Source organism: Neoroseomonas terrae (assembly GCF_018129025.1).
In the GTDB taxonomy this organism is placed as follows: domain Bacteria; phylum Pseudomonadota; class Alphaproteobacteria; order Acetobacterales; family Acetobacteraceae; genus Neoroseomonas; species Neoroseomonas terrae.
The window spans coordinates 188,624-212,457 of the sequence record NZ_JAAEDI010000003.1; the positions used below are offsets into that span (position 1 = coordinate 188,624).

Genomic DNA, 23,834 nt, shown 5'->3' on the forward strand with positions numbered 1-23,834 from the left:
AGCGGGAACGCCAGGAGACTGCATCAACCGGCTTTCCGGGCCCGATACTGCGCGATCGCCTCGGCGCGCGAACCCTGAAACATCTCTTCCCCGACCCCCTTCGCAAGCGGACCGTCGGGCACGTCAAGGTATTTGGGGGCACCCTGGCTCCACGTCGTTCGGGCTTTGACGAGAGCGCCGCTTTCCAGCGCAAGGGTCCCAAGTTCCTCCAGGCGGCGCTTTGTCAGCGAGGATAGCGCTTCCGGCAGATCGGCACGGTGCGTCCACAATCCTGCTACGCCGCTATACGAGTAGGGCATCGCGGCTGCGGCACTTTCCGCGCATGCGTCGACCAGCAGCTTCAACAGCTCCTGGTTGTCTACCGCTCCTTGCCGCGTTCGATTGCTCACGTCGACCAAGTGACCAGTGTGCTTCTGCCGCAGGAAGAGTTTGGCGATGCCGATAGGGGCCCCCGCGTGGTTCGCCTTGACCAGCTTGCCACAGACCAAGCCTTCGGCAGGCTCTTGGATCTGCTTCGCCAGCCGCTCAGCCTCAGCGGGTGCGGGCGCCCATAGAGCATAAGCAAACCTGCTGTTGGCGATCCAGGCGCTGCTGCCACGCATCGTCGGATTGTCCACGTCGATTCCCTTTGCGACATGACCAACGAGGATGATGGTGCAGCCATGGCGCGCAGCGACAGCGCGCAGATGGCGCATCAGCACCTTTACGAAGGTGGCGTCGTTCTCATCGGCATTCATGAAGTCACCGGCCGGATCCAACACCAGAAGTCGGACCTCCCGACCCGACAACTGCTCGATGTTGCACAACAGGCGGTCCAGACCATCGGTGGCCAGCGCAGTCAGCTTAGCCGCCCGTCCGTCCGGCACGACAAGCGCTGGGTCGAGGCTCAAGACGTCGACGGCGGGTATGACGAAACACGGCGCGTCCTCGCGTTGTCCTTGCGGGTCAAGGGCGGCGACGCGGCGGTGGATCTCTGCCGTATCGTCCTCCAGTGTCAGGAAGACGCTCGCGCCCGCCGCCTCCAACGGCACCTGGCCCCCCAGGATCGAGAATCCGCCGAGGGCCACCTCGCCGAACCGTCCGCGGATTGCCACGAGTAGGCAGAGGGCGAGCGCGACGAGCGACTTCCCAATGCCCCCTGCGCCAAAGATGAGCCCCACCTTCCCAAGCGGCATCAGCGGCGCCAGCAGGAACTCCTGAACCGGAGGCGCTCCGGCGGTCATGGCATCCAAACGGAACCCGCCGATCCGCGCGGAGCCGAACATGTCGTCCGATGCTGCCTTCGCCTTGTCCGCCTCGATCTCAGCCCGGGCAGTGCTGACGGCGCGCGGGATGTCGTTGTAGCGCGACAGCCACCGCAGGGGATGCACGACGCCATCCTTGACGTCGCGAACCGCCTCGGGCACGGCGAGCATGAGACCCTGCAGCGTCAGCACCACCTGCGCGTCGGTCATGCCGCCCTTGAGATACCGCATCGCCAGGGCGGCGATCGGCGCATGATAGTCGGACCCCGTCGTGATCGCCCTGACGAGTTCCCGACTATCCCGTGCCTCGCCCTTCTTCGGTTCCTCCTCCTGCCCCCCCTGAGACTGTGGCCGAGACGCGTTGAAGATGTCCCAGGCCTCGCGGAGCCGCTGCTCGGCATCGGCGAGATCGAGTTCGTTTTCGGCCTCGGTGACGATGCGGCAGAGCCGCGGCGATGACTTCCTGTGCCACGAACCCGGCCAGCGCATCGGGTGCACCATGGGATTGCTAGTGGCATCGCCGCCCACCAGGTCCTTCGCCATCGCGCGGCAGCGCTTCAGTTGTGCGTGGCTGGCGGGGTCCGAGGTCGGTTCCGTCAGACGCCAATGAAGATGGACCTTCGGCTGAAGCTCACCGGTAGTCGGGTCCGGCCAATCTCCACCGCTGGCAACGACGACGGTGGCAGGTCCGAGCAGATGTTCCAGGCGCTGCCTCGCCACGTCGGGCTGGCTGTCGCACTCAACGCTGAGGCAGAGCCCATTGTGAAGATCCGCTTCCGTAGCCCCGCGATCATTGGAGAGCGTGGCGATAGGCGGAGCGAACACCACGGGCCGGCTGCTCTGTGCCGCCCTGGTCACGAGATTGCAGGCGTCATCGATCAGGCTAGAACGGTCGGCCGTGAGCCTGTGTGCCCTGATGTCAAAGACCTGGTTTGCATCGTCGTAGAAGGCGCGGAGCGAGACATAGCTGCCATCCTCCGCATAGCGGAACAACACATCGACAAAGCGCGCGATCTGATCGCGATCCGCCGCGCGGGGCGGGGTGGCGTTCATCGCGGCGGCTCGCCCTTGCTGCTGCCGACCGCTTGGGCTTGCTCGGCGCGCCGGCGACGCTGCATCTCCTCTTCTAGCGCGACGCCCAACGTGCCGATTGCAGCAACGCGAGACGCGGGCGATGCTCCACTCTCGACATCGTCGTTCCAACGACGACGAAAGTTGGGATTCCGGTCCGGGTCGGACATCGCGGCGGCGCTCGCGGCATCCATTTACGCCCTACCCCGCAGCTGCTCGGCCTCATAGGCCTCGATGTCCTCCAACCTGTAGACGACGCGGCTGCCGATCTTGATGTAGGCGGGCCCGATGCCGAGCCATCGCCAACGCTCGAGAGTGCGCAAGGAAACCCGCCAGCGTTCGGCGAGATCTTTTTGCTGAAGGTGGCGCACGGCCATCTCGGGGCTCCTCGAAGCGGTGACGGCTTCAAGGGTGGAGCGCGACCGAAGCCCGATCCAACGGTCAGATCGGGCTTGTGAAAGGTCAGAATCGAATCAGATCTGACTGTTGGATCGGGGCTTTAGCTCCGCGTATCTGACCCGAATGGCAGATTCCACCGTGCTCTGGCTGATCCGATGATACGACGGGGCAACCTCTCTGGCCCAGTCCGAGAGCCATTGGGCCTCGTGTCCGACTCGGTCCATCGTTTCGCCATTGGCGACGCGATGCTCAAATTTCCGCCGTACCAACGGGGCGAGGCTAACTACGCCGCTGCCCAGCAGCTTGATCCCGTGCTCTTCCACTACTCGCCGTGCGTGCTCCTCAAGCAGTGCCGCTATCACCTCGCACGAAAGCAGGCCGACGTCGGCCGTCGCCAGAACAATTCGTCCATCAATACCGACGGTGAATGGATTTGGAGTAGGCGCAGCTTGAGTCGCCGCGACCAACACCGGGGCATCGGAGGTAGGGGGAAGAACGTCCGTCGCTCTCACACTGACGAAGCGTTGGTCGCCCATCTCTATCGTGTTCGCCAGGACGTCGAAGTTGAAATCCGCCGCCCAGTGGCCGGCTATGTGGACGGGTTCCTGTCCGCGGGTGGGGCGGCTCTGGACGCCCCAGAGATAAATTCTGCGCCGCTCGAGCAACTGACGAAAGTTCAGCAGGAGGGCCCGCCAGGCGTTGTCGAGGTGCGTTTGGGCTTCCTCCCGAGAAATATGCTCGAGCGGAACCGGCTGACCTCGATTCGAGGCGCCCCCAAGGTTCGGCCAACCGAACGTCGCGAGCTCCTGAGAGAGAAAGTAGACCTCAAACTCCTGCACATCCTCCACCCGTTCCGGGAAGCACCATTGAAGGAGCGCTTCGCGGAGAGGAAGGGAGATCTGGTTTCCGCTCATAGGTTAAGTTCTTTCGTCTCCGGGCCGCCGCGGGCGTCAGCGATGAGGCGGGTCAGCACCAATCGACCCGCGTGCGCGGTGCGGCCCGCATGATGGCCCGCGCGCCCCATAGCTCCAACCTCCCGCCCCACCTGCGGGAGGTCTGCGACATCCTCGCCCGCGGCCTGCTGCGGCTGCGGCTGCGGCTGCGCAGCAGCGACCGTGGGACGGAGGTGGACGACGGTGACACCGCCCTGGTGTTCAGTCCTCCGGCCGTAACTCGGGATAGGTCGGTAGCCCGTCGTCGAGGTGAACCCAACTCAGCTGGGTCGCGGTCCGCGTATGGTCGGCCGGCGGCATCGTCTCCGGGTCATCGAGGCTCACCGTCGTGATGTCGATCTCATCCGGCGAGTACGCCGATTCGAATGTCAGCGGCGTGCCGCACCTGGGACAGAAGGTCCTGAACGCCTGCGGGCTCGAGGCGAACCTGGTCGGCTCGCCGGCCACGACCCGGTACTCGGCGCGAGGGACGCTGAACCATGCGACCATCGGCGCGCCGGCCACCCGTCGGCACATCGAGCAGTGGCAGACCGTCGAATGGAAGGGCGTGCCGCCGGCCTCGTACCGGACGTATCCGCAGAAGCATCCGCCTTTGAGCATGTCGGGCGTCTCCCAATGGATTGGTGATCAGGTTTCCCATCAGCGTGCCCACCGGGCAGCGGTTTCCGCGATCACCCCCTGTTTGCCAAGGCTGCGGCCACAAAGCCGCACTGTCCACAACATCGACCGCGACCTCGGGGCCCACGGAGAGAGTTCGCTACACTATCCCGGCCACCAGAGCGTGCATGTGGTCCCCTTGGAGAGGACTTCCGCATGACCCGCCGAACCTGCAGTTCCGACGCCATTGAGCCCGTCGCCCGCAGCACCATCCCCGCCGTCCCAAAGGACCAGGTCCTGGGCCGGCTTGCCTGGATCCGGACCGCGCCCATCGCGGAGTTGAAGGATGAATGGCGCCGCCTCTACGCCAAGGAGCCGCCGCCGTTCAGCCGCAGCTATATCACGAGCCGCCTGGCCTACCGGGTGCAGGAACTGGCCTATGGCGGCCTGAAGCCGGAGACGCGGGCGCGGCTGGAGGCGCTCGGCGAACAGCTGGATGGCGGGAACATCGTGCTTCGACGGATCCGGGCCGACAGCCGCCCGTTGCCCGGGACGCGGCTGCTGCGGGAGCATGACGGCGTCCAGCACGTCGTCACCGTGCGGGCCGATGACTTTGAGTATGAGGGGCGGCCGTATCGGTCGCTCTCCGCCATTGCGCGGCATATCACCGGGACGCGGTGGAACGGCTGGGCGTTCTTTGGGCTGCGGCAGCCGGGCGGTGGCGCATGAGGCGGAAGGCGCCCGAAGGCGGGGTCATGCCGGCGACCACGAAGAAGCTACGCTGCGCGGTCTATACCCGGAAATCGACTGACGAGGGGTTGGATAAGGAGTTCAATACCCTGGATGCGCAACGCGACGCCTGCGAGGCGTATGTCGCCAGCCAGCGGGCGGAAGGCTGGACCCTGGTCAAGGATCGCTACGACGATGGCGGGTTCTCAGGCGGCACGCTGGAGCGCCCTGCGCTGAAGCGGCTGCTGGCGGACATCGAGCGCGGCTCGGTGGATGTCGTCGTCACCTACAAATTGGACAGGCTGTCGCGATCCCTGACTGACTTCGTGAAGCTCATGGATCGGATGGAGGCGCATGGCGTGACCTTCGTCTCCGTCACGCAGTCGTTCAACACCACGACCAGCATGGGTCGGCTGACGCTGAACATCCTGCTCAGCTTTGCCCAGTTCGAGCGCGAGGTCATCGGGGAGCGCATTCGGGACAAGTTTGCCGCATCGCGCGCCCGCGGCATGTGGATGGGGGGCAGGGTGCCGCTCGGCTACGATGTCGTAGCCAGGAAACTGGTGATCAACGAGGCCGAGGCCCCGCGGGTGCGCAGGGTGTTCGAGATCTTCGCCGAGACTGGATCGGGCATCGAGACGGTGGCCCGCCTCCGGGCGGAGGACGCCACCAGCAAGGCAGGGCGGCCGCTGGACAAGGGCGACGTCTACAAGCTGCTGAACAATCGGACCTATGTCGGCGAGGTAGCGCACAAGGGGCAGGTCTATCCTGGCGAGCACCAGGCGATCGTGCCGCGGGAACTGTGGGAAGAGGTTCATGCCATCCTGCAGGTCAGTCCGCGGACCCGTGCCGCGCAGAACCGGCAGCAGAGCCCGGCGCTGCTCAAGGGTATCTTGTACGGCATCGACGGCAGGGCATTGTCGCCGACACACACCAGGAAACGCGGTAGGCTGTATCGCTACTACGTGGCGCAGCGGGTGATGAAGGGTGATGCCGACGACGACGGCAGCATCGTCCGCCGGATCGCGGCAGCGCAGATCGAGGCCGCAGTCATGAGCCAGGTTCGCGCCCTGCTGTGGCAGCCGGAGATCGTGGTCGGCACCTGGCTCGCGGCGCGGCGTGAAGCGCCCGACTTGACGGAACGTGAGGTTCGGGACGCGCTGCATCGCCTCGACCCGTTGTGGGATGAACTCTTTCCGGCGGAGCAAGCACGGATCGTGCGGGCTCTAGTAGAGCGGGTGGTGGTCGGTCCTGCCGGCGCCGACATCCGGCTGCGCGTCGAGGGGCTGGCCGGGCTGGTCAGAGACCTCGGCGCCATCGCGCCCGCAGTACTGGATGCCGCGGCGTGACGGCCGCAACCAGCATCACGGTCCGAGTGCCGCTGAAGATCCGGCGGCGACCGGGGCGGAAGACAGTTGTGATTCCCATTGGCGGAGAGGGCGGCGCCGTACTAACGCGCACCGATCCGGCGCTGGTGAAAGCGCTGGCCAGGGCGTTCCGGTATCAGCGGCTGCTCGACGACGGTCGATATGCCTCGATCACTGAGATGGCCGAGGCGGAGCGGGTCGAGCGGGGATACTTGGGGACCCTGCTACGGCTGACGCTGCTTGCTCCAGACATTATTCAGACAATGATTGATGCGCGGGCGCCCGAAGGCGCAAATCTGCCGTTTCTGCTGGGGGCGTTTCCGGAGTGCTGGACAGATCAGCGGGATGCGCTCCGCGTCGGGTCGACCGGTTGATGCTCGCCTCGTGAGCTGGACCCCTGCGATGCGCGAGACATGGTATCAAGGCATGCTAGCACGGCCTCGTGCAGAGAGCCGACATAGTGGTCGGCGCCGATCGACGTCCGGACTTGTGGATCGCTCAGCGCAGCCTCTCGGGCGGGCCAACCGCCTACCAGGATCGGTGTGTCTGGCGCTAGGCGCTGGCGTAGCCGGCGGAGCAGGTAGCGCAAATGCGCTGGGCTGCCACTAGCCTCGAAGTAGGAAACGCAAACCATCGCCACACCTGTCCCGTCGAGCCTTGCCACTTCTTCGCGGGAAACGGCCGTGTTGGGCAGAGTCTCCGCACCAAGTCCACTCCGACGGAGTAGCTGGGCGAGCATTTCTGCGGCGACCTCGTCGAGGGTGCCGCGGCCGCCGATGCAAAGCACCGAGCGCGGTGCCCGCCAAGCCGGGGGCGGGCTTTCCGGCACGCTCGGGATTGAGGCGTTCGGGACGGACTGTTCGGTCATCGAATGTGTCACCGGCGCTGCAGCGTCCGAGGGCGGTTCCGGCTGTGCCTCGGTATGGCTGGCGAGGTCTGCGATGACGTTGTGAGCCGATGTGATAACAGCTGCTAGCTGTGGAGATGGCAGTGTGCCTCGTGCGGCATCGCGGGCGGCGAATTGTAGGCCTTTCAGCAACACGTCGTCGTAATAAGTAATGAGCAGGTGATCCTTCAGGAACAGTTCCGCTTGATCCAACGCCTCGTCGGCGTCGCCGGATAGCATGCGCTGATAAAAGCTCTCGGCCGGCGTCAGCGCAGGCTGGTCGCCAAGCAGCACATCGAGGAATTCCAGGCGCTCGACATGCCGCCCGAGTACGACGAGGCAGAGAGTGAGAGGCATGGAGAGGATTAGGCCAATTGGGCCCCAGATCCAACTCCAGAAGATAGCCGCGACAATCACCGATACAGGTGTGATACCGCTACTTTTTCCGAAGGCGACTGGTTCCACGATCTGCCCCATCGTGCCCTCGCCAACAAGAAAGAAGAGCGCTGTCGAGAGCGCCATGGTCCAAGCTGGGTCGACGGCGGCAGCCATTAGGATCGGCGGCGCGGCGGCAATTATGCTACCGACGTAGGGTACGAATCGCATCAGCCCCGCGAGGATGCCCCACAGCAGGGCGCCGGGAACGCCGATAAAGGAAAGCACCGCCCAGGTCGCCGTCCCATAGGCGGTATTCATTGCGAATTGGGCAAGGAAGAAGCGGCTAAGGCGCCGGGCAGCTTCGTCCAACGCAACAGTCGTGCGGTGCAGGTCCGTTGAGCCGACCAAGCGGATTAAGCGGTCACGCAAATCCGTCCGCTGCAGCAGAATGAAGATAGCGACGACGAAGACGATGCCTGCTGTGGTCAGTGGGTGCACTGCGGGCGTCAACACCTGCCGGGCGATCTCAATAGGTGTAGCGTCAGGCTGGCGAACCTCAACCTGGATGGGCGGCGTCTCCTCCGCCGTGGTGGGCGGGCTGGTGCGGCGTTCTCGCGTGGCCGCGCTGTCAGCCCCACCAAACCGGCGACCCACATCGTTCAGCACAGCGGATAGCCGGCCGACAGTGGCCTCCTGCACCACCTCAAGCTTTCGCTCCACCGTCGACACGTATCGTGGTGCGTCGGCGGCCAGCCCCGCGAGCTGTGTGGCGATCAGAGCGCCCACGATCGCTACGGCCCCGAGCGCGAGCAGCGCCGCGAGTAGGACCGACAGGACGCGTCCAAGGTACAGACGCCGCAGCAGGTCAGTGACCGGCGCCAAAATGAAAGATAGCAGCACCGCGAGGGTAATTGGGATCAGCACCTCTCTTCCCACATACAGAGCGGCGACGATGGCAATGCTCACGACTACCGCGAGCAGGGCGCGGACGCCGGGGACTTCGGCCGCAGCGATAGAGTGTGACGGAAAACCGATCGCGCGGGCAGAGACGGGGGGCTGCGGGGAACGAGGTGTATTATCCGCCATGTTGGGTGCCTTCCAAATGTGGCGCTCGGCGATGTCTGCGTCGACGAACATCGTCGGGAGGACTGGAGGCCAAAACAGGAACGCTGTTGGCGGTTCGTCGTTTCAATCACTCGCGCGCCTTGTGGTGATCTCATTGCAGGCGCGCACAGAAGAAGTGGCGCGAGCGGGGGAGGACAACGGCGGCGATGCCTGTGCATTGGCAGGTCGGGGAACGTTAGCATTCGACTCGGCTGACCCAGCGTCGGCACTAGGGCGGGCGCAGGCGTTCCGGTATCAGCGACTGCTCGACGAGGGGCGGTACGCGTCGATCAGCGAGATGGCGGTGGCTGAGCGGATCGAACGGGGGTATGTCGGCTCGCCGGTGCGGCTCACACTGCTGGCGCCTGCCGTAGTGGGGGAACTTACGGAGGGAAGAGCTGGGCTTGAAGCGGTACTACCGGAACTGCTTCGACCATTTCCCGAGATCTGGGAATATCAGCGAGAGGCTTTCGTATCATAGCGCCGACGGCCGTTCGTCAGCTTTGCGCCCAACTCAGTAACGTCGGCCGATCTTGGCGTTTACCGAAACTGGACATGTCGAACGCTATGCGCGCAGGCCAGCGCCGTCCAGATCTCACCGAGGGCGGCTACCTTTCGCCAGTAGTGGTCAACCAACCCTCCGCTTTCACGAACCGACCATGATAGTCTCGCGCCCATATTTGCGCGCCCGGAGTTGGAACGCCTTCGCGCCCCCTTCCATGATGTGTGTGATCACCTGCCTGATGCTCGGCGTTTCTATGGCTCCGTCGACCTCGACGCGAACCTTCGGCACATCCGAACCGGCCCGATCTTCCGGCACGGTCGCGGTCATGGTTATGACCTTGTCCGCATCCCCGTTCACAACCAGATTGGGGTTGTGGGTGGCGAAGATCAGCTGCCGGTTTGATTTCGATATCCGGATCAACTCGACAATCTCCATCATGACTCGATTGTCGAGGTCATCCTCGGGCTGGTCGACGATCAGCGTGCCTGCTTCCTGTCGGAGAAGGAGCCTGAGAAGAGCCGACGCTTGTTGGCCCGGCGAAGCCTCCTCGAAGCGGATGTCTTGACCGTTGCTGACATATGTCAGGTTGATCGTGTCCTTCGGGGTGGCCGCGAGAACCAAACCGAGCGTCTGGTCGCTGAGCTTCGCGTAGGCCCGGTTAATCTGGTTAGGCGTCATTTCTACCCGCCCACCGAAGAAGGCGTCCTTGATCGTGGCAGAGGCCTCTGCGCCGGGCTCGACCGGGCTGCCGGCCAGGATCTTGCCCTTGTAGATCGAGACAAGCGTGTCGCAGACCGCTGTCCAACCGATGGCCCCGTCCTCATAGGCCTTGCCCACCCATTCGTCGCAATGGACCTCGGGGTTCCGGAAATGACTCCCTTCGAGCAAGCCGCAGAGTGCTTGCACGCAGTCGATAGGTTTCCTGTCGCGCTTGGGGCGCGCCTTGAGGACGCCGCCTGATTTCTCCACGACCTGGTCGGACGCCCGCTTGAGCAGCGCATGGCGTTCGCCGACGAGGCGGACGAGCTCTCCACGGGCAGTGGCGAACCGATTCAACGCGGGGAGGGTCGCTGCATAGGCAGCAGCGGCCCTGTCCTGTTCGACCGAGGCGACCTGCAGCTGGGTGCCGAGCTTCTCGTTCTCGACAATAAGGGCTCGATGGTCGGCCTGCCTTGCCTTGGCTTGTTCGTAGAGCACGAGGAAGCTTTCGTGTTCGAGACCGAACTTCCTTTTCATTTCTGACCGCGCGGAATCCAGTCGACCGAGAAGGTCCAGCACCGGCTCCAGAGCCGCTCCAACTGCCGTACGGGCCTCCGCTACCTTCTCGGCCAGCTCTTGGACATGTGCAAACTCCATGGCCTCGGCGAAACGCCCGGCCTCGACGCCAAGCGCCGTCTCAACAAGTGACTTCACTCGCTCCCGATCCGCCGCGACCTGCCGCTCCACCGCGTCGATGAAGTTCACCGCACGGTCCCACTTCGGGGCCTCTGCCAGGGTCTTGACGTCTTCCGGCGTCACACCCCCCTGGCTCATCCGCTCCGTGAGCGCGGCACGGCGGAGCCGCAGATCCTCCACCTTGCTCTGAGCTTGTAGGTGTTCGAGCTCCGCCTGCCAGTGGGCCGCGGCATCCTGGAGTGCAGTGGTCACCGACCGCTTCGAATTCGCAATGCCGAGCTCGTTACGTCGCTTCTCCTCGATCACTTCGGCCGCGGCGATCCCGGTGATGTTGTCCGCCGCCACGACTGGATCCACCATCGTCGTCGAGAGCTCCTTCTGGTGGAACGCCCGCGCTCGGAAGCGCTCCCGGGCCGCCAGGATGTTGAGAGGCTCCGGGTCACGCCCATCCTGCTCGACACTGATGTCTTCGGGATTGTCGCCGTGCCGCGTCCAGGTCTCGAGGACGGTGTCGCGTTCGAGCACCACCTTGACCCAGCCGCCCTTCAGCGTGTCCTCAATCAGCTTCACCTCGCGGTCGCGGGGCCGGCGCCCGGGCGCATCCTCACCAATAAAGTCGCGCTCAGCGCGCCCAAGCCCGAAACGAAGATATTCGAGGATCGAGCTTTTACCCGAACCACGCCCGCCGATGAGCGCCGTGTAGCCATCGTTGAAGCTGATCCGCACAGGTACGTCGCCGGTCAGCTTCGACTTGACCTCGATCTCGACGACCCGCTCGGTCGGACGCTCGGGCGGGCCGTAAGCGATCCGCGCCTCATCGGCGAGAAACGCTTGCCGGATCGCCTCTACCGAGTTCTCACCAAGCTTGATCCAGCACTCGTGAAGACCAAGTCGGCGCCAGTCTCCGAACCGGTTGTCTCCCGTGGCCAAGATGGCGCGCCTACGGGTTCCCCACTCCTCTATGCGGCCTTGGATCTTGGCAACGGTAACAACGTCCAGCTCGGAGTATTGGCATTCGATGTACACGCCGTCGAAGGGGAGTTCCTTCGCCCTCGGCGCATGCCCGGGGGAGTTCAGGGTCTTATGGTCGGTCTCCCGACCGAAGTGGGGGATCAGAAGCACGCAATCACGCAGAACGGTGTCCACCTCCACCGCATCGAAGAGCTCTGTAAGCGTCAGCCCGCAATGCTCCGTTTGAGAGGTATGCGGCTCTTTGTCGCCCGCAGGCACAACGTTCCGCAAGTTATGTAGGAGGCGCGCCCACTCGGCCGTCGTCGTGGTTGGATCAAAAATCGCTAGACATTGTACCGAGTCGGAACAAGTGATCTCTATCCCGGGTAGGACCAGGAGGCGCGGAACGCCCTCGGCATCCCGGGAAGCTTCCAGCACATAGGGCAGGAAGGCGACGTCGTGGTGGTCGGTCACGGCGACGATTGAGAGCCCTTTGTCCAGCGCTGCCGTGACGAAGGTGGACGCCCAGACTTGCCTGGCCGCTTCGCGTCCTGGAGCGCACCTGGGAAGCTCCGCTCCATACCACTTTCGATCACGAGGGGTGTGGCACTGGAAGTCCGCCCGTCGCCAGGTGGCGCCCGGATGAAGTCCAACTTCAATTGCCATTGCCGCCCCCCGTATTCATTTTCCCGGCACGCAGACCAAACAGCGTCCTGCTCTCGACCCTGGGCACGGGCTTGTCACCGCTATGCCGGCCGCCAGCCTTGGGCATGTGTGTCCGCCTTCCACTCCCCGCGGCCCCGGATTCGCACAAGCCGTATTAAGTATCTACCCATAATTGCGCCGCATCAGGTCCTTGTCTGCTACGTTCGTCATGGGGCAGGATCGAGGGCGCAAACTCTGAGCCAAGTCTACGTAGCGCAGTTGCTCTCGGGCGGCTCCTCAAATGCCAAGCTGTCTTGCATTAATGAGCCGAGTGCAGCCGGTCCACGCTGCCGGTGAGAGCACTGGCCGAGCATTTCGCTGATGCTCACCATGATCGGAGTGGGACCATCTCGATCCCACAGCGTCAAGGTGGTTGGAATGTCTGCCTTCCGCGCAAGCTCCCTGCAAACGGACGGTCGCTTGTCGGCCAGCATGAGACGTTCCGGCCCCTCCGCCCTAGCTGCAGGCGAGACACGACCTCAGCTCACGCTTGTCCCGCGCTGCCTCGATCGCAGATCCGATGCGGATGCAGTCCGCGCCATCGTCGGATGCCTCAACTGACGGATGACGCGGTTCTCCCGCGCCTGCTACTTTAGAAATGTCTCGCTGTGCGCGTGGCAGTGCCACCCATCGGCATCGCGCACCCAGGTGGAGCTATCCGCGGCCTTTAATTCTTGCCGTTTGCCGTCCATCGTCACGGTCTGCCGAACGGAATATGCGATGATCGCGACGTTCTCAGCAGGCTGCACAACATGCACATCCGCAAACTCGTAGTCTTCCAGGGTCCAGTGCCCGTCCTCGGTCATTTTCCCCATCTTGGACCGAGGTATGCTCACGACGCCGCGCGCGCCGGTCACGAGGCTGTTTGTGCCCGACAGGCTCGCAGTTCGCTTCCCGTCTTTCGCCTTCATCGCTTCCCAGTAATCCGTCTCTAGTTGGACGATTTCGTCCTTCGCAGCCTTGCTGGAGCTAGCCATTCGATCCTCCTGTGCAACTTCGCTGCTCGGAGAAGCGTATGGAGGTTACTATGGTTGCCGGCGGGCTTGTCCCTCACGCCATTACAAGGGCGTGTACGCCCTGCGGCTCCGTATCACTCGTCGGCGCGTTGAAGATGATGATTAAGGACGGTGCGGCGCGATATTGGTTGATGCGCGGGCGAGGCCAACTACTGTTCGAGAGAGAGCAACTCGGAGTTGACGATGGCAACCGGCTGGGCTCCAGACGGGGCTGTGCAGTCCCAGATCGACGACACGGTGAAGGATGGCGTGCTCCGCGCGCGGGCGGCAATGCCTGCAGGCGAGAGCCCTTTCCACTGTGCCGAGTGCGGCGACGAGATTCCAGAGGCTCGCCGACGTGCCGTGCGCGGCGTCAGGACTTGCGTCCCTTGTCAGACTGAGCGCGACCGGCGTCCCGTGTCGTTCGGGATCAACCGCCGGGGCAGCAAGGACAGCCAGCTCAAGTAGCGGCGACTACGGCCGAGCGACCTCAGCCACACTTCGCGCAGGTCACCATTCCGCGCTTCTCTCTACCTGTCTCAATCGCGTAGCCGCAGCGCATGCAGTTCGCGCCGTCGTCGGAGGCGTCAAACGGATCGGCGACGCGTCGGGCCGTCGCCCTAGCCACGGCCCCGCTCGGTTGACCAGCGATCGGGTGCGGCGGGGTGTTGGGCGCATCAGGGCCAGCCGTCCCGGCTTCGGCGCCCGCAGGCCCGGATACCAGGACATTCCTCGGCCGTGCCCGACCGCGCCTCGGTGGCGCGACCAAGGCTTCAACTGGCTCTGGATCTGCGGGCACTACCGCACGCTCCCACGCGGGCATCACATGCGCGGTGGGAGGCACTGGGCGCTCGGCTGCGGGAGCGACCTCTAGAACTGCGGGAACGGCAAGGGGCGCCTTGGTTGGAAAGCCTCCCTCCCAAGACGCCGCTCGAACATGCGGATCGATGCGCTGAGACCGTTCGCGGACAGCGCCGCCGGTTCGAAGCCGGACGACTTCGACAGTCCTGCGACCGGGCTCGCCGACGCGTCGCGGGATGGTCAGCACTTCGCGCCGGTCTGGAGCGTCAGTCCGATCGTCCTTGAAGTTGGCGAAGACGCGATCCTTGTCTTCCATGGACTTCCAGTAAGGCTGGCTAAGGCGGCACTTGGGCGCCGCAGAGAAGCTTGGGGGTCGATCAGCGATTCGCAGCAATGAACGATTGCTGGAGCGATGGCATTACTGAACTTCGGGAACAGCTGCGGAAAAACAATATCAGAATTCAATGGTTTAAGCTTGAGGGTAAAATCGGCCTACCCTCAAGGTTCGGAGACTCTCCGCTCTCTCCCGCGCGAATCTGTCGCTGATTGCGCCGCTGAACCATCAAGGTTCGCCCGCAAACCGCGGCCAAACCTGCACCTCAGCGCGATGCGCCGTGCAAGAGAGACAGGTTGTGAGAGAGAAGATTGGAGCAGCGGTGGGAACTGGGAACTGAAATTCTCTGGCGCAGCACGCCGCAGCGCCAGGTCACCGAGGCTTCGCTCCCATCGCGTCACATATGCGCGCGCTTCATCACCGCACGCCCACAGGTGCTGCGCGCTCATCGCTTCTCGACCGCAGGATTAAGCCTCCTCCCGATGGTCGCGGGCTTTTTCACTGCGGTGGCCAGCACGTTAGGTTGAAGCTCGATGGACTCGTCGAACAGCGCTTCGTCGGCCTGCGTAAGCAGCCGGACCAAGGCTTGGCTGACCGCGGACTGTCGCCTACCGCGCAGAGCAAGTATCCCGAAGTTCACAGTAAACCAGGGTTCAAACCACGCCACCGCCCGCAGATGGCCAGCTTCAACGGCTTTGACGGCAGGAGGCACCGTAGCTGCGGCCAGAAGATCGGCATGCATCGCCATGGCCAATGCAGTCGCGACGGGCTCAAGGACAACCGCCGGAAACGCCGCGTGGCCGCCAACGCGCCGAGCCTCCTCCCGGGCCTTTGCCACTGGTAGCGATATGCGGGTCGTCAGGTAGCTCGGAGCGATTACCGGGTGGGCAAGGATCTCACCCAGCTCGGGTCGGCGCTTCAGGGTGAGAAGCGGGTGCCCGGGACGAGCGAAGAACAAGATGGGGTGCCGGAGCAATGGCGTGGCGACAAATGCCTCTGGCGTGTCGAGTTCCGAGATGTCGGCAATTGCGAGATCCACGCGCCGTTCGTGCAGCATTCGCTGCGCCTCGATCGGCGTGCACGCGACGATCTGGAGTTGCGTCTCTGGATGCTGCGCCGTGAACTCCGCCGCCGCCTGCACTAAGACTGTCTCAAGTGGATAGGGCGCAGCTGCGACCCTCAGGGCACTGTCCTGCCCTCCCCGCAATTCGGCGATCGTGGAATTCAGGGATGCCAGGCGCGTCAGGATGTCCGTGCTGCTCGCGAGAATCGCGCGGCAGATATCCGTCGGCCAGAGACCACGACGCTTCCTGTCGAACAGCGGGGCACCCAGCCGTGATTCGATAGCGGCGAGGTTGCGCGAAAGCGTCGGCTGCGTGACACCTTGCATCCGCGCGACGCGCACGATGCTGCCATGGGCCGCCAGGTCAGCAATGAGGCGTAAATCTCTGATCTCGAGCATAGCCATTCCGTATTCAAATTATGCCTAGAACGTATAGTTCGAAAATCAACCGATGGCTGCATTCTGATGCGGAGCGGTTCGGAACAGTTGGATGGCGAAACTCGTAAGCTGCTTTCTGGTCTGAGCAACCCGCTGCCGCGCACGCCGCAGTGCTTCTTCGAAGTTGGACGAACAAGGTGAACGTCTCGCCATCGCCCGTGATCCGCGAATGGCTATCGAGAAGAGGAGTGAACTATGGCCGGGCTTGAGACCGCATTTTACCGCCGAGTGCTGGCCGGCATCGCGACAGGCCTCGCAGCAGCCGTAGGTGCGGCCGGCGTGGCTCGGTCGTGCCAGAAGGGAGCCTTTCCATGACATCTCGTGACGAACTCGCGGAAGCGCCTCCCTCTGAGCAAAGGCAGGATTCAAAGACTGGTCGACGCAAGGTGCTGTTGAGCGCCTCGGCGGCCATCGCAACATCTGCCTTCGGCGCAATGGTGGCGGCGCCGTCGCAAGGCTTAGCGCAAACTCCGTCCCCACATACAGGTCGCACCGGCGCGGCGGCAGCACTTGGTCCGCTCAACAGCCCCGTACGAAGCACCAATCCTGCTGCGTTCGAGAGCCGCGCAGTGCTGGATCATCTGGCACCAATCGCGTGGGAAAGCGACAACCTCGCCTACACCGACGAAGCCCCCACCGTGCACCCGGCGCAGACTGCATTCGCGCGGATGATGACCAAGAAGATTCAGGAGCCGGTGAAGGACAAGATCTACCTTGTCTCCGGCTTTCAGGCGGCCTCGACGCTTATCGTGGTTGGCGATCAAGGATTGATCGTCGTCGACCCGGGTTCGGACGATGACAGTGCCAAGGCTTCGTTTGATGCGTTTAAGAGGCTGCGCCCCGAGGCCGGCGCGCTACCCGTGGTCGTCATAGTCTACACGCACCGACACATCGACCATGCCTTCGGCGCAGCGGGCTTCGGCGTCACGCAGGCGGATATCGACGCCGGCAAGGTCAAGGTGATCGCGTCCACGAATTTCATCGATAATCTGGTCAGTGACGTTGGTGTGGTGGGCAACATTCTGACCCAGCGCACGGCCTACGCTGGGGGCTACGTCGCTCCCGGCCCACAGGGGCCGGTGCACTTCGGACTGGGTCCTGCCTTTGGGGCCGGCCCGATTTCTTTCTTTCTCCCTACCGACCTGGTGCCCGCAAACCAGCCGTTGAAAACCACCATTGCCGGCATCGAGTTGGAAATCTTCCCCGCCTATGGCGACGCTGGCGACGACGAGATCGATATCTATTTCCCGCAGTTCCGCCACGTCCACGGCTCCGAGACCATCCAGGGCGAGACCTTCCCGAACCTCTACACCTTGCGTGGAACGAGCTACCGCGACGTCCAGCAGTGGATGAAGGGGGTGGAGACAACGCTCGAATATGCAAGGAAGTCAGACACCTACTCGGGCTCCCACATGCGTGCCTGGAAAGGGAACGAGTTCATTGTCGAGCGCATCCAGAACTACCGGGATGCGATTCAGTATGTCCACGACCAGTCCATCTACCTCATCAACCTCGGATACAAGCGTGACCAACTTGCCGACATGGTCGTGCTGCCCGAGCCCTATGCCAGCGATCCCTGGCTGCAGGAATACTACGGTGCCGTCGCCCACTCGGTTCGAAACATTTACGATGGATACCTCGGGTGGTGGCAGGGCGATGCGACCGATCTCGCCAAGCCCGACTTCATGGAGACAGCGCGGCAATACGTCCGTGTCATGGGTGGCCGCGACAAGGTTCTGGAGGAAGGCAGGAGCGCGATTGCAGCCAGGAATTACGGCTGGGCCGCTGAAGTGCTAACGCACCTGACCCGTGCGGAACCTCGCGACATGGAGGCGCGGCGCCTCAAGGCCGAGGCGCTGCGGAACTGGGGATACGCGCAGACCAACATCTACTGGCGGATGTATGGGATCGCCGGCGCGATGGAACTTGATGGGACACTCGACCGCTCCAAGCCGTGGAACTTTACGGATCCTGCCATCGTACGAGTGCTGCCTACCAACAAGATCCTCAGCACCATGAGCGTACGGCTGAATGCGGAGCGGGCCAAAGGTCAGAACCTCTCGGTCCAGTTCATCATTGCCGATACTGGCGAGAAGTCTGGCTTCCATGTGCGCAATCAGATTGCGGCATTCAGCGAAGGCGAATTGGCAGGCGCCACCGTGACGATCCGCGGCAACAAGGCCGCTATCTTGCAAACCGTTGCCACCGGCCGACTGAGTGACGGTGTGGAAGTAGGGGGCAGTATCGAGGTCGCATCTCGGTTCCTTGGGCTGTTCGAAGTCATTGCCCCCAATGACGTGAACCTCCTGCTGCCACCCGGTGTGCCGATCAAATGAAGGCAATCGATCAGCAAGACCACACCGTTCCTGCGGCGAATACGCTGAAGAAGGATCCACGAAATGACCCTTGATCGAAGAAATCTTTCCCGCCTTGCTGCCGGCACGGCCACGGCGGCTGTATTGCCCATCTCTGCGGGCGTGGCGCATGCCCAGACGTCGCCTGCCGGAGCGCCCGCACCCAGCAGCGCTCAGCCACCACGAGGCCCGGTAGCTGGCACCACTATGCCGGAAGCCTATGCGCGCGTGATTGGTCAGTTCGCCTATGTTTGGGCGTGGCCGATGGTGAACATGCACAATCGACGCAACAGATTCGACCAGGTGCCCGAACCAGGCCTGTTGGACGGCGTGGCCCCCGCCGCACCGGTCAATGAGATCTGCATGTTGACCGACTACGTCGATCCGATGGAGCGCATCGTGGCGACGCCCAACCAGGACGTCGTCTACGGCTTCGGCCTGCTGTCGCTGGACCGCGAGCCAGTGGTCGTGCAGGTGCCGGATTTCGGGGATCGCTTCTGGGTCTACCAGGCCGCCGACCAGCGCACGGATGGCTTCGCGCAACTCGGTTCGATGTACGGCACGCGGCCAGGCCTCTACATGCTCGTCGGGCCCAACTGGCAAGGCGCGACGCCGCCCGGCATCAACGCCGTCTTCCGCAGCCCGACCACAGTCGGCGCCTTCGCCCCGCGCGTCTTCCAGGATGATACCGCCGAGGATCGTCAGCGCGTGCAGCCGCTGATCCGCCAGATCATGGCCTATCCGCTCAGCCGCTCAACCGGCCGGATGCAGACCCGGGACTGGACCACGGTGCCGCGCTTTCCGGCCCCCGCTGGCGCCAGTGCGGGCGAGACGAAGTGGGTGGACCCGGAGACGTTCTTTGATTCGCTGCCGAAGGTGCTGGAGGAGGCCCCGCCCCTGCCGGGCGAGGAGGCCATCTATGGCCAAGTGCGCGCCCTGCTCGATGCGGCTAAGGCGAAGCCGGAACTGATGGCCGTGCTGAAGCGGGTGGCGGCGGAAACCGAAGATGGCCTGATCTCAACGCTGTTCAACTGGCGCAACCAGGGCATTCCAGTGGCCAACGGCTGGACCACCATGGTCAATGCCGCAGCGTGGGGCACCGATTATCTCACCCGCGCCTCGGCCGCGAGGGCGAACATTTTCTCCAACGTCGCTGTTGAGACGCGGTACTTCGCCATCGACCTGGAGTCGGACGGCTCTCGGTTAGAAGGCAGCCACCGCTACACGGTGACCTTCCCCGCCGGGCAGTTGCCGCCGGTGCGGGGCTTCTGGTCGCTCACAATGTATGGCGAGACCCATTTCTTCGAGCGCAATGACCTCAACCGCTATTCGCTCGGCACGAAGAATCATCACCTCAAGACCGGACCAGATGGATCGCTTACGATCCATGTTTCCGGGGAGCCACCCGAGGACGCGGCGCAGCGGACAAATTGGCTGCCGGCGCCGCGCGGCAAGTTCTCGCTTTATCTGCGCGCCTACTGGCCGGGGCCTGAGATCCTGGACGGACGTTGGACGCCACCGCCTGTGCGGCGCACTTCCTGAGTTCTAGCAATGCTGCGTGCATGGTCCTCTTCATCCGAGGCCTTGACAGGTCGCGTTGGTGGATCGGCGAGGCGGGAGGAAGTTCTTCCTCGGCTGGCGATGCGTATATTGGGAAACCGTAGTTCCACAGACCGCGCGCACTGCGACATCCGCTTCACGGAGATTCGTCCGCATGTCCTGGTCCAACAATAGTACTCCAACCACCGGCCCCACTTCGGGCGATGACGTTTTCAATGGCACTCCCGCTGGCGAAAGTCCGGAAGGTGGCGGAGGCGGCGACGACACGATGCATGGTGCCGGCGGCGATGATTCGCTGCGGGGAGAAGACGGTAACGACTACCTCTACGGCGGAATCGGCTCGGACACCATCGAAGGTGGCGCGGGAACCGATTGGATCTTCAGCGGGGACAGCGGCCTGCTCACCGATAGCCTGGACGGTGCTGTGGTGATCGGTTACGGCGGCGATGATACTATCCTCGTGACGGTCGCCGGTGCGCTCGATACCAGCGTTGCGCCTGGAATCGCGATCGCGTCGCGGGGAGGCAACGACTTCATCGCCCTTACCGGCGACGCAGACGGCTTTGCGCCAACGGTGGATGGGGGCGCCGGCGACGATACGATTGTGGGATCGGGCCCCCACGACAGCCTGTACGGTGGCGAGGGTAACGACCTCATCGAAGCCGGCAGCGGCAACGATATCGTTACGTGGAATCTGGGCGACGGCGACGACACGATCGATCTTGGTGCTGGGCACGACACACTGTACCTCGAAGGCTGGGATGGCGCCGACACCGCGAATGACGACTGGGAACTCTCGGTGGTCGGTAGCACCGCGACCTTCACCGGCAATGGCAACGTCGGGAATGCGGTCGTTACCGTGCTTAACTACGACGTCGGTGACAGTGTCGTGTGTTTCGCCGAGGGCACACGGATCATGACCGCGCGTGGCGAGGTCCCGATCGAGGCGCTGCGCGTCGGCGATTTAGCGCTCACGGCCGGTCGCACGCCAGCCCTGCGGCCGATCCGCTGGGTCGGGCATATCAAAGTTGACCTATCACGTCACCGCGCGAGGAATCGTGCGGCGCCGGTGCTCATCCTAGCCGGTGCTCTCGGCGAGGGCGTGCCGCACCGGGACCTGCGTGTTTCGCCGGAGCATGCGCTATTGATCGATGGCGCGCTTGTGCCGGCTGGCCTGCTTCTGAATGGAACGACAATTCTGCAGGAGGTCTGGCTGCCAAGCGTCATCTACTGGCACGTCGAACTGGACACCCACGACGTGCTCGTGGCTGAAGGCGCTTACGCCGAGAGCTATCTCGACGACGGCAATCGGCAGTTCTTCGGGAATGCCGCTCTCGTGTTGCTTGATCCGGATTTCGCGGCACGGCGCACGGGACGTGTCTACGTGGCGCGTGCTTGCTCGCCGGTGGTTGCCGAAGGCGATTTCCGCCTTGAGCAAATCCGGCAACGCCTATCACTACTTTGGCAGAATAGAATTGGGACGGACGGCGAAGCATCGGCTGCGATCGGGACATCGGCCGTGGGATACGCGGAATTAGTGCTGCTGGATGGCTCGGCGGACGGCAGGGAGGGTGGGCTCAGGCGGTGGTCCTGACGTGCGTGTCCTGTTCGTGCCAACTGCTGTGCGCAGCTTGCTCCCGTCAGGACGTTGGCGTGGTGTGCGATCTACCGCTCAAATCGCCATCTGCGCGAGCGGGCTCGTGTCGAACTGTCGCCGCAGCCGCCATGAGTGACGATGAAAGTGGGACGATCGGTCCACGGATATTCCGCCGTGTTGCTCCTGCATCGCCGCGTCGCAAATCGATTGAAGGGAACACACTGCCAATGTACTCAGGACCAGCCCGCCGGGGTGAGTATGGGAAGCGGCGTCGTTGCACGACGAGTGAGCGCGCCTCGTTCCGAGATTTGACGGCGATGACGCTGCGGCATCTCGCTTCCACAGCGCTCATCCTGGCTGCGGCAATACCGGACGCCAGTGCTCAGCAGGCCGACAGTGACCTGGCGGCGCAGCTCGCCAATCCTGTCGCTGCGCTGATCAGCGTACCGTTCCAGAATAACCTCGACTTCGGGGGCGGGACAGGCGACGCATTTCGCTACGTAATGAATTTCCAGCCTGTCGTGCCGCTGACGCTCGGGCCGGACTGGAACCTGATCCTGCGCACCATCGTCCCATTGCAGTATTCCGAGCGGGTCTACCCGGATCATCGCTGGGGCCTTGGCGACACGGTGCAGTCGTTCTTTTTCTCGCCGTCCCAGCCGGTGAACGGAATCACGTGGGGCGTCGGCCCGGTCATGCTGTATCCCACTGCGACCGAGGGCATTGGCCAGCGGCAGTGGGGGGCGGGGCCGACGGGCGTACTCCTGCGGCAGTCGGGGCCATGGATCTATGGCGCGCTCGTCAACCACATCTGGTCCATGGGCGGCACGCCGAATGGCCAGGAGGCGATCAACGCTACCTTCATGCAGCCATTCATCAATTACGTCTTTCCGAGCCAGACCACGCTCTTCCTGAACACCGAGACAACCTATGACTGGTCGCGCCGGCAATGGAGTGTGCCCATCAATGCCGGCGTGAACCAGCTTGTGAACATCGGTGGCCAGGCGGTGCAGGTCGGCGCGGGCATTCGGTACTTCGCCGAGGGGCCGCAGGGCGGGCCTGACTGGGGTCTGCGCCTGAACCTGACCTTTGTCTTCCCGAAGTAGGTCACGGCTCGCTCACATGTCTCCCCGGCAGGAGCATCCATTGGAACTCGGCACTCGGTCAAATTGTAAGACAGATGTGCCGCTGGGCATTCGCCACGTTCAGCAAGGGGGTTCCTGAGGCGGTCCCAATGTTCGGAGAAACGATTGTCGCGCGCTTTTGAAGCCGCGATTCCCGTAGACCGACTGGGAGCAGCGCGGGTGTTCTATATCATTCCCCAATTATGTTGGTTCCGCTTCTAGTAACGGCGAGGCGGAAAACTAGGCAGAATTCCGCCGCCCGAGATACCGCAACGTGAAGAGGAGATCTATCGATGGCAACTTTCGAGTCCAGCTACTACACCATCCTCAACTTCGACGGCACCACCTACACGGCCGCCACTGACAGCATCGCCGGCGACGTGACGAGCTTCGACAACGAGCCGTCCGGCGGTGGCCAGCCAGGTTCGGAAACCTTCGAGGAGGGGGACAACATGACGACATCCGGCGCCATCAGTGGCGGCGGTCAGTACGTCGGATTCTATGGCGACGGCTACATCGGCAACCAGGGTGGGACCTACTACTACTTCTCCAACACGCCGATTTCCGCGAACGACGTTGTTCCCGTCGATCCCGGTGATTTTGACGTCGTCTGTTTCCTGGAAGGGACAATGATTGCCACGCCGGATGGCGAGGTTCCGGTCCAGACGCTCCGCTCCGGTGACCTGGTTCTAACGCTGCAACACGGACAGGTTCGGGTCCGACCGCTCATCTGGGTGGGGCGAATGGAGGTGGCTGTACCGCGCGGCCCCGCGGGCCGACATGGGACCCCCATCACCTTTCTCCCAGGCTCGTTGGGCGATGGCATGCCGTGCCGTGGCCTGCGAGTTAGCCCTGCACACGGCATCCTCATCGACAACGCGCTGGTGCCCGCGGGACTGTTGGTGAATGGCGAGACGATTTTGCAGGACACGGTCCAGCCCAGTGTCACCTACTTTCATCTTGAGCTCGAGAAGCATGGCCTGCTGCTGTCGGATGGCGCCTGGAGCGAAAGCTATCTCGACGATGACAACCGTCATCTATTCGGTAATGGCACACTGGCCGTCCTGCTGCATGGCGCCGATGCCCTTGTGGCCAGGCACAAGGACAACCGGTCATGCCTCCCAGTGCTGCGCAGCGGGCCAGCGCTAGATCGCATCAGGGTGGCGCTCAGCTTGCGGGCCCAGTCTCTGTTGGCCGCAGCGTAACTTCTAGTGGGGGCGGAGGCCGCGTCAGGCGCGGCCTTTTCCGCCTTAGCCATCCGACGGCGACGGCCGCTAGCCGTCT

The 23,834-nt window shown here is 63.6% G+C and carries 18 protein-coding genes and 1 pseudogene; 10 read left to right on the top strand and 9 right to left on the bottom strand.

Features of this window, described 5'->3' with window-relative positions; translation table 11 throughout:
* Positions 1-23: 23 nt before the first annotated feature.
* From GXW78_RS03610 to GXW78_RS28430, 5 genes and pseudogenes are all read right to left on the bottom strand, one after another.
* A complete protein-coding gene (locus GXW78_RS03610) occupies positions 24-2,297 on the bottom strand; it encodes an AAA family ATPase (protein ID WP_211866113.1) in 2,274 nt (757 codons plus the stop codon).
* Positions 2,298-2,509: 212 nt separating this feature from the next.
* Entirely contained in the window at positions 2,510-2,692 is a 183-nt protein-coding gene (locus GXW78_RS03615; RefSeq protein ID WP_211866114.1) for a helix-turn-helix transcriptional regulator, read from the bottom strand.
* Between the two features lie 96 nt (positions 2,693-2,788).
* Positions 2,789-3,628, bottom strand: coding sequence for a hypothetical protein (locus GXW78_RS03620; protein WP_211866115.1), 840 nt, complete (start codon positions 3,626-3,628; stop codon positions 2,789-2,791).
* 240 nt (positions 3,629-3,868) lie between these two features.
* Positions 3,869-3,991 (bottom strand): GFA family protein, encoded by a 123-nt coding sequence (locus GXW78_RS28425; protein ID WP_338147680.1) that lies wholly within the window; start codon positions 3,989-3,991, stop codon positions 3,869-3,871.
* A 12-nt stretch (positions 3,992-4,003) separates the two neighbouring features.
* A pseudogene (locus GXW78_RS28430) lies at positions 4,004-4,267 on the bottom strand (GFA family protein); the annotation flags it as partial.
* A 213-nt stretch (positions 4,268-4,480) separates the two neighbouring features.
* Between GXW78_RS28430 and GXW78_RS03630 the strand changes: the two are divergent.
* Genes GXW78_RS03630 through GXW78_RS03640 form a run of 3 tightly spaced genes read left to right on the top strand, consistent with a single transcriptional unit; the run spans position 4,481 to position 6,734 of the window.
* Positions 4,481-4,993 carry a DUF2924 domain-containing protein gene (locus GXW78_RS03630; RefSeq protein WP_211866117.1) on the top strand — a complete coding sequence of 171 codons (513 nt, stop codon included), beginning with the start codon at positions 4,481-4,483 and terminating at the stop codon, positions 4,991-4,993.
* A gap of 26 nt (positions 4,994-5,019) precedes the next feature.
* On the top strand, positions 5,020-6,342 hold the full coding sequence (locus GXW78_RS03635; RefSeq protein WP_246521829.1) for a recombinase family protein: 1,323 nt from the start codon (positions 5,020-5,022) through the stop codon (positions 6,340-6,342).
* Positions 6,339-6,734, top strand: coding sequence for a hypothetical protein (locus tag GXW78_RS03640; RefSeq protein WP_211866119.1), 396 nt, complete (start codon positions 6,339-6,341; stop codon positions 6,732-6,734). Before GXW78_RS03635 ends, GXW78_RS03640 begins: the two co-directional genes overlap by 4 nt.
* Here GXW78_RS03640 and GXW78_RS03645 read toward each other — a convergent pair.
* The 3 genes from GXW78_RS03645 to GXW78_RS03655 all read right to left on the bottom strand — a co-directional run bounded on the left by GXW78_RS03645 (position 6,698) and on the right by GXW78_RS03655 (position 13,261).
* Positions 6,698-8,761 (bottom strand): AI-2E family transporter, encoded by a 2,064-nt coding sequence (locus GXW78_RS03645; RefSeq protein WP_246521830.1) that lies wholly within the window; start codon positions 8,759-8,761, stop codon positions 6,698-6,700. The genes GXW78_RS03640 and GXW78_RS03645 overlap by 37 nt on opposite strands.
* Before the next feature lie 613 nt (positions 8,762-9,374).
* Positions 9,375-12,245 (bottom strand): TrlF family AAA-like ATPase, encoded by a 2,871-nt coding sequence (locus GXW78_RS28435; protein WP_338147674.1) that lies wholly within the window; start codon positions 12,243-12,245, stop codon positions 9,375-9,377.
* A 626-nt stretch (positions 12,246-12,871) separates the two neighbouring features.
* Complete coding sequence (locus GXW78_RS03655) at positions 12,872-13,261, bottom strand: nuclear transport factor 2 family protein (RefSeq protein ID WP_211866121.1); 390 nt, start codon at positions 13,259-13,261, stop codon at positions 12,872-12,874.
* 222 nt (positions 13,262-13,483) lie between these two features.
* Here GXW78_RS03655 and GXW78_RS03660 point away from each other — a divergent pair, with 222 nt between their 5' ends.
* Positions 13,484-13,747: a DksA/TraR family C4-type zinc finger protein gene (locus GXW78_RS03660; protein ID WP_211866123.1), complete on the top strand. Its 264-nt coding sequence runs from the start codon at positions 13,484-13,486 to the stop codon at positions 13,745-13,747.
* Between the two features lie 469 nt (positions 13,748-14,216).
* Entirely contained in the window at positions 14,217-14,477 is a 261-nt protein-coding gene (locus GXW78_RS03665) for a hypothetical protein (RefSeq protein WP_211866125.1), read from the top strand.
* A gap of 382 nt (positions 14,478-14,859) precedes the next feature.
* Here the strand turns inward: GXW78_RS03665 and GXW78_RS03670 are convergent, their stop codons facing one another.
* Entirely contained in the window at positions 14,860-15,876 is a 1,017-nt protein-coding gene (locus GXW78_RS03670) for a LysR family transcriptional regulator (RefSeq protein ID WP_211866127.1), read from the bottom strand.
* Between the two features lie 350 nt (positions 15,877-16,226).
* On the opposite strand from GXW78_RS03670, the gene GXW78_RS03675 reads away from it, so the two are divergent.
* The 5 genes from GXW78_RS03675 (at position 16,227) to GXW78_RS03695 (ending at position 23,755) form a co-directional block, all read left to right on the top strand.
* Complete coding sequence (locus tag GXW78_RS03675; protein WP_211866129.1) at positions 16,227-18,251, top strand: alkyl sulfatase dimerization domain-containing protein; 2,025 nt, start codon at positions 16,227-16,229, stop codon at positions 18,249-18,251.
* Positions 18,252-18,476: 225 nt separating this feature from the next.
* A complete protein-coding gene (locus GXW78_RS03680) occupies positions 18,477-19,811 on the top strand; it encodes a DUF1254 domain-containing protein (RefSeq protein ID WP_211866131.1) in 1,335 nt (444 codons plus the stop codon).
* Between the two features lie 172 nt (positions 19,812-19,983).
* Entirely contained in the window at positions 19,984-21,423 is a 1,440-nt protein-coding gene (locus GXW78_RS03685) for a Hint domain-containing protein (RefSeq protein WP_211866133.1), read from the top strand.
* 320 nt (positions 21,424-21,743) lie between these two features.
* Positions 21,744-22,532 carry a transporter gene (locus tag GXW78_RS03690; protein ID WP_211866135.1) on the top strand — a complete coding sequence of 263 codons (789 nt, stop codon included), beginning with the start codon at positions 21,744-21,746 and terminating at the stop codon, positions 22,530-22,532.
* A 311-nt stretch (positions 22,533-22,843) separates the two neighbouring features.
* Entirely contained in the window at positions 22,844-23,755 is a 912-nt protein-coding gene (locus GXW78_RS03695; RefSeq protein ID WP_211866137.1) for a Hint domain-containing protein, read from the top strand.
* Positions 23,756-23,834: the final 79 nt, after the last annotated feature.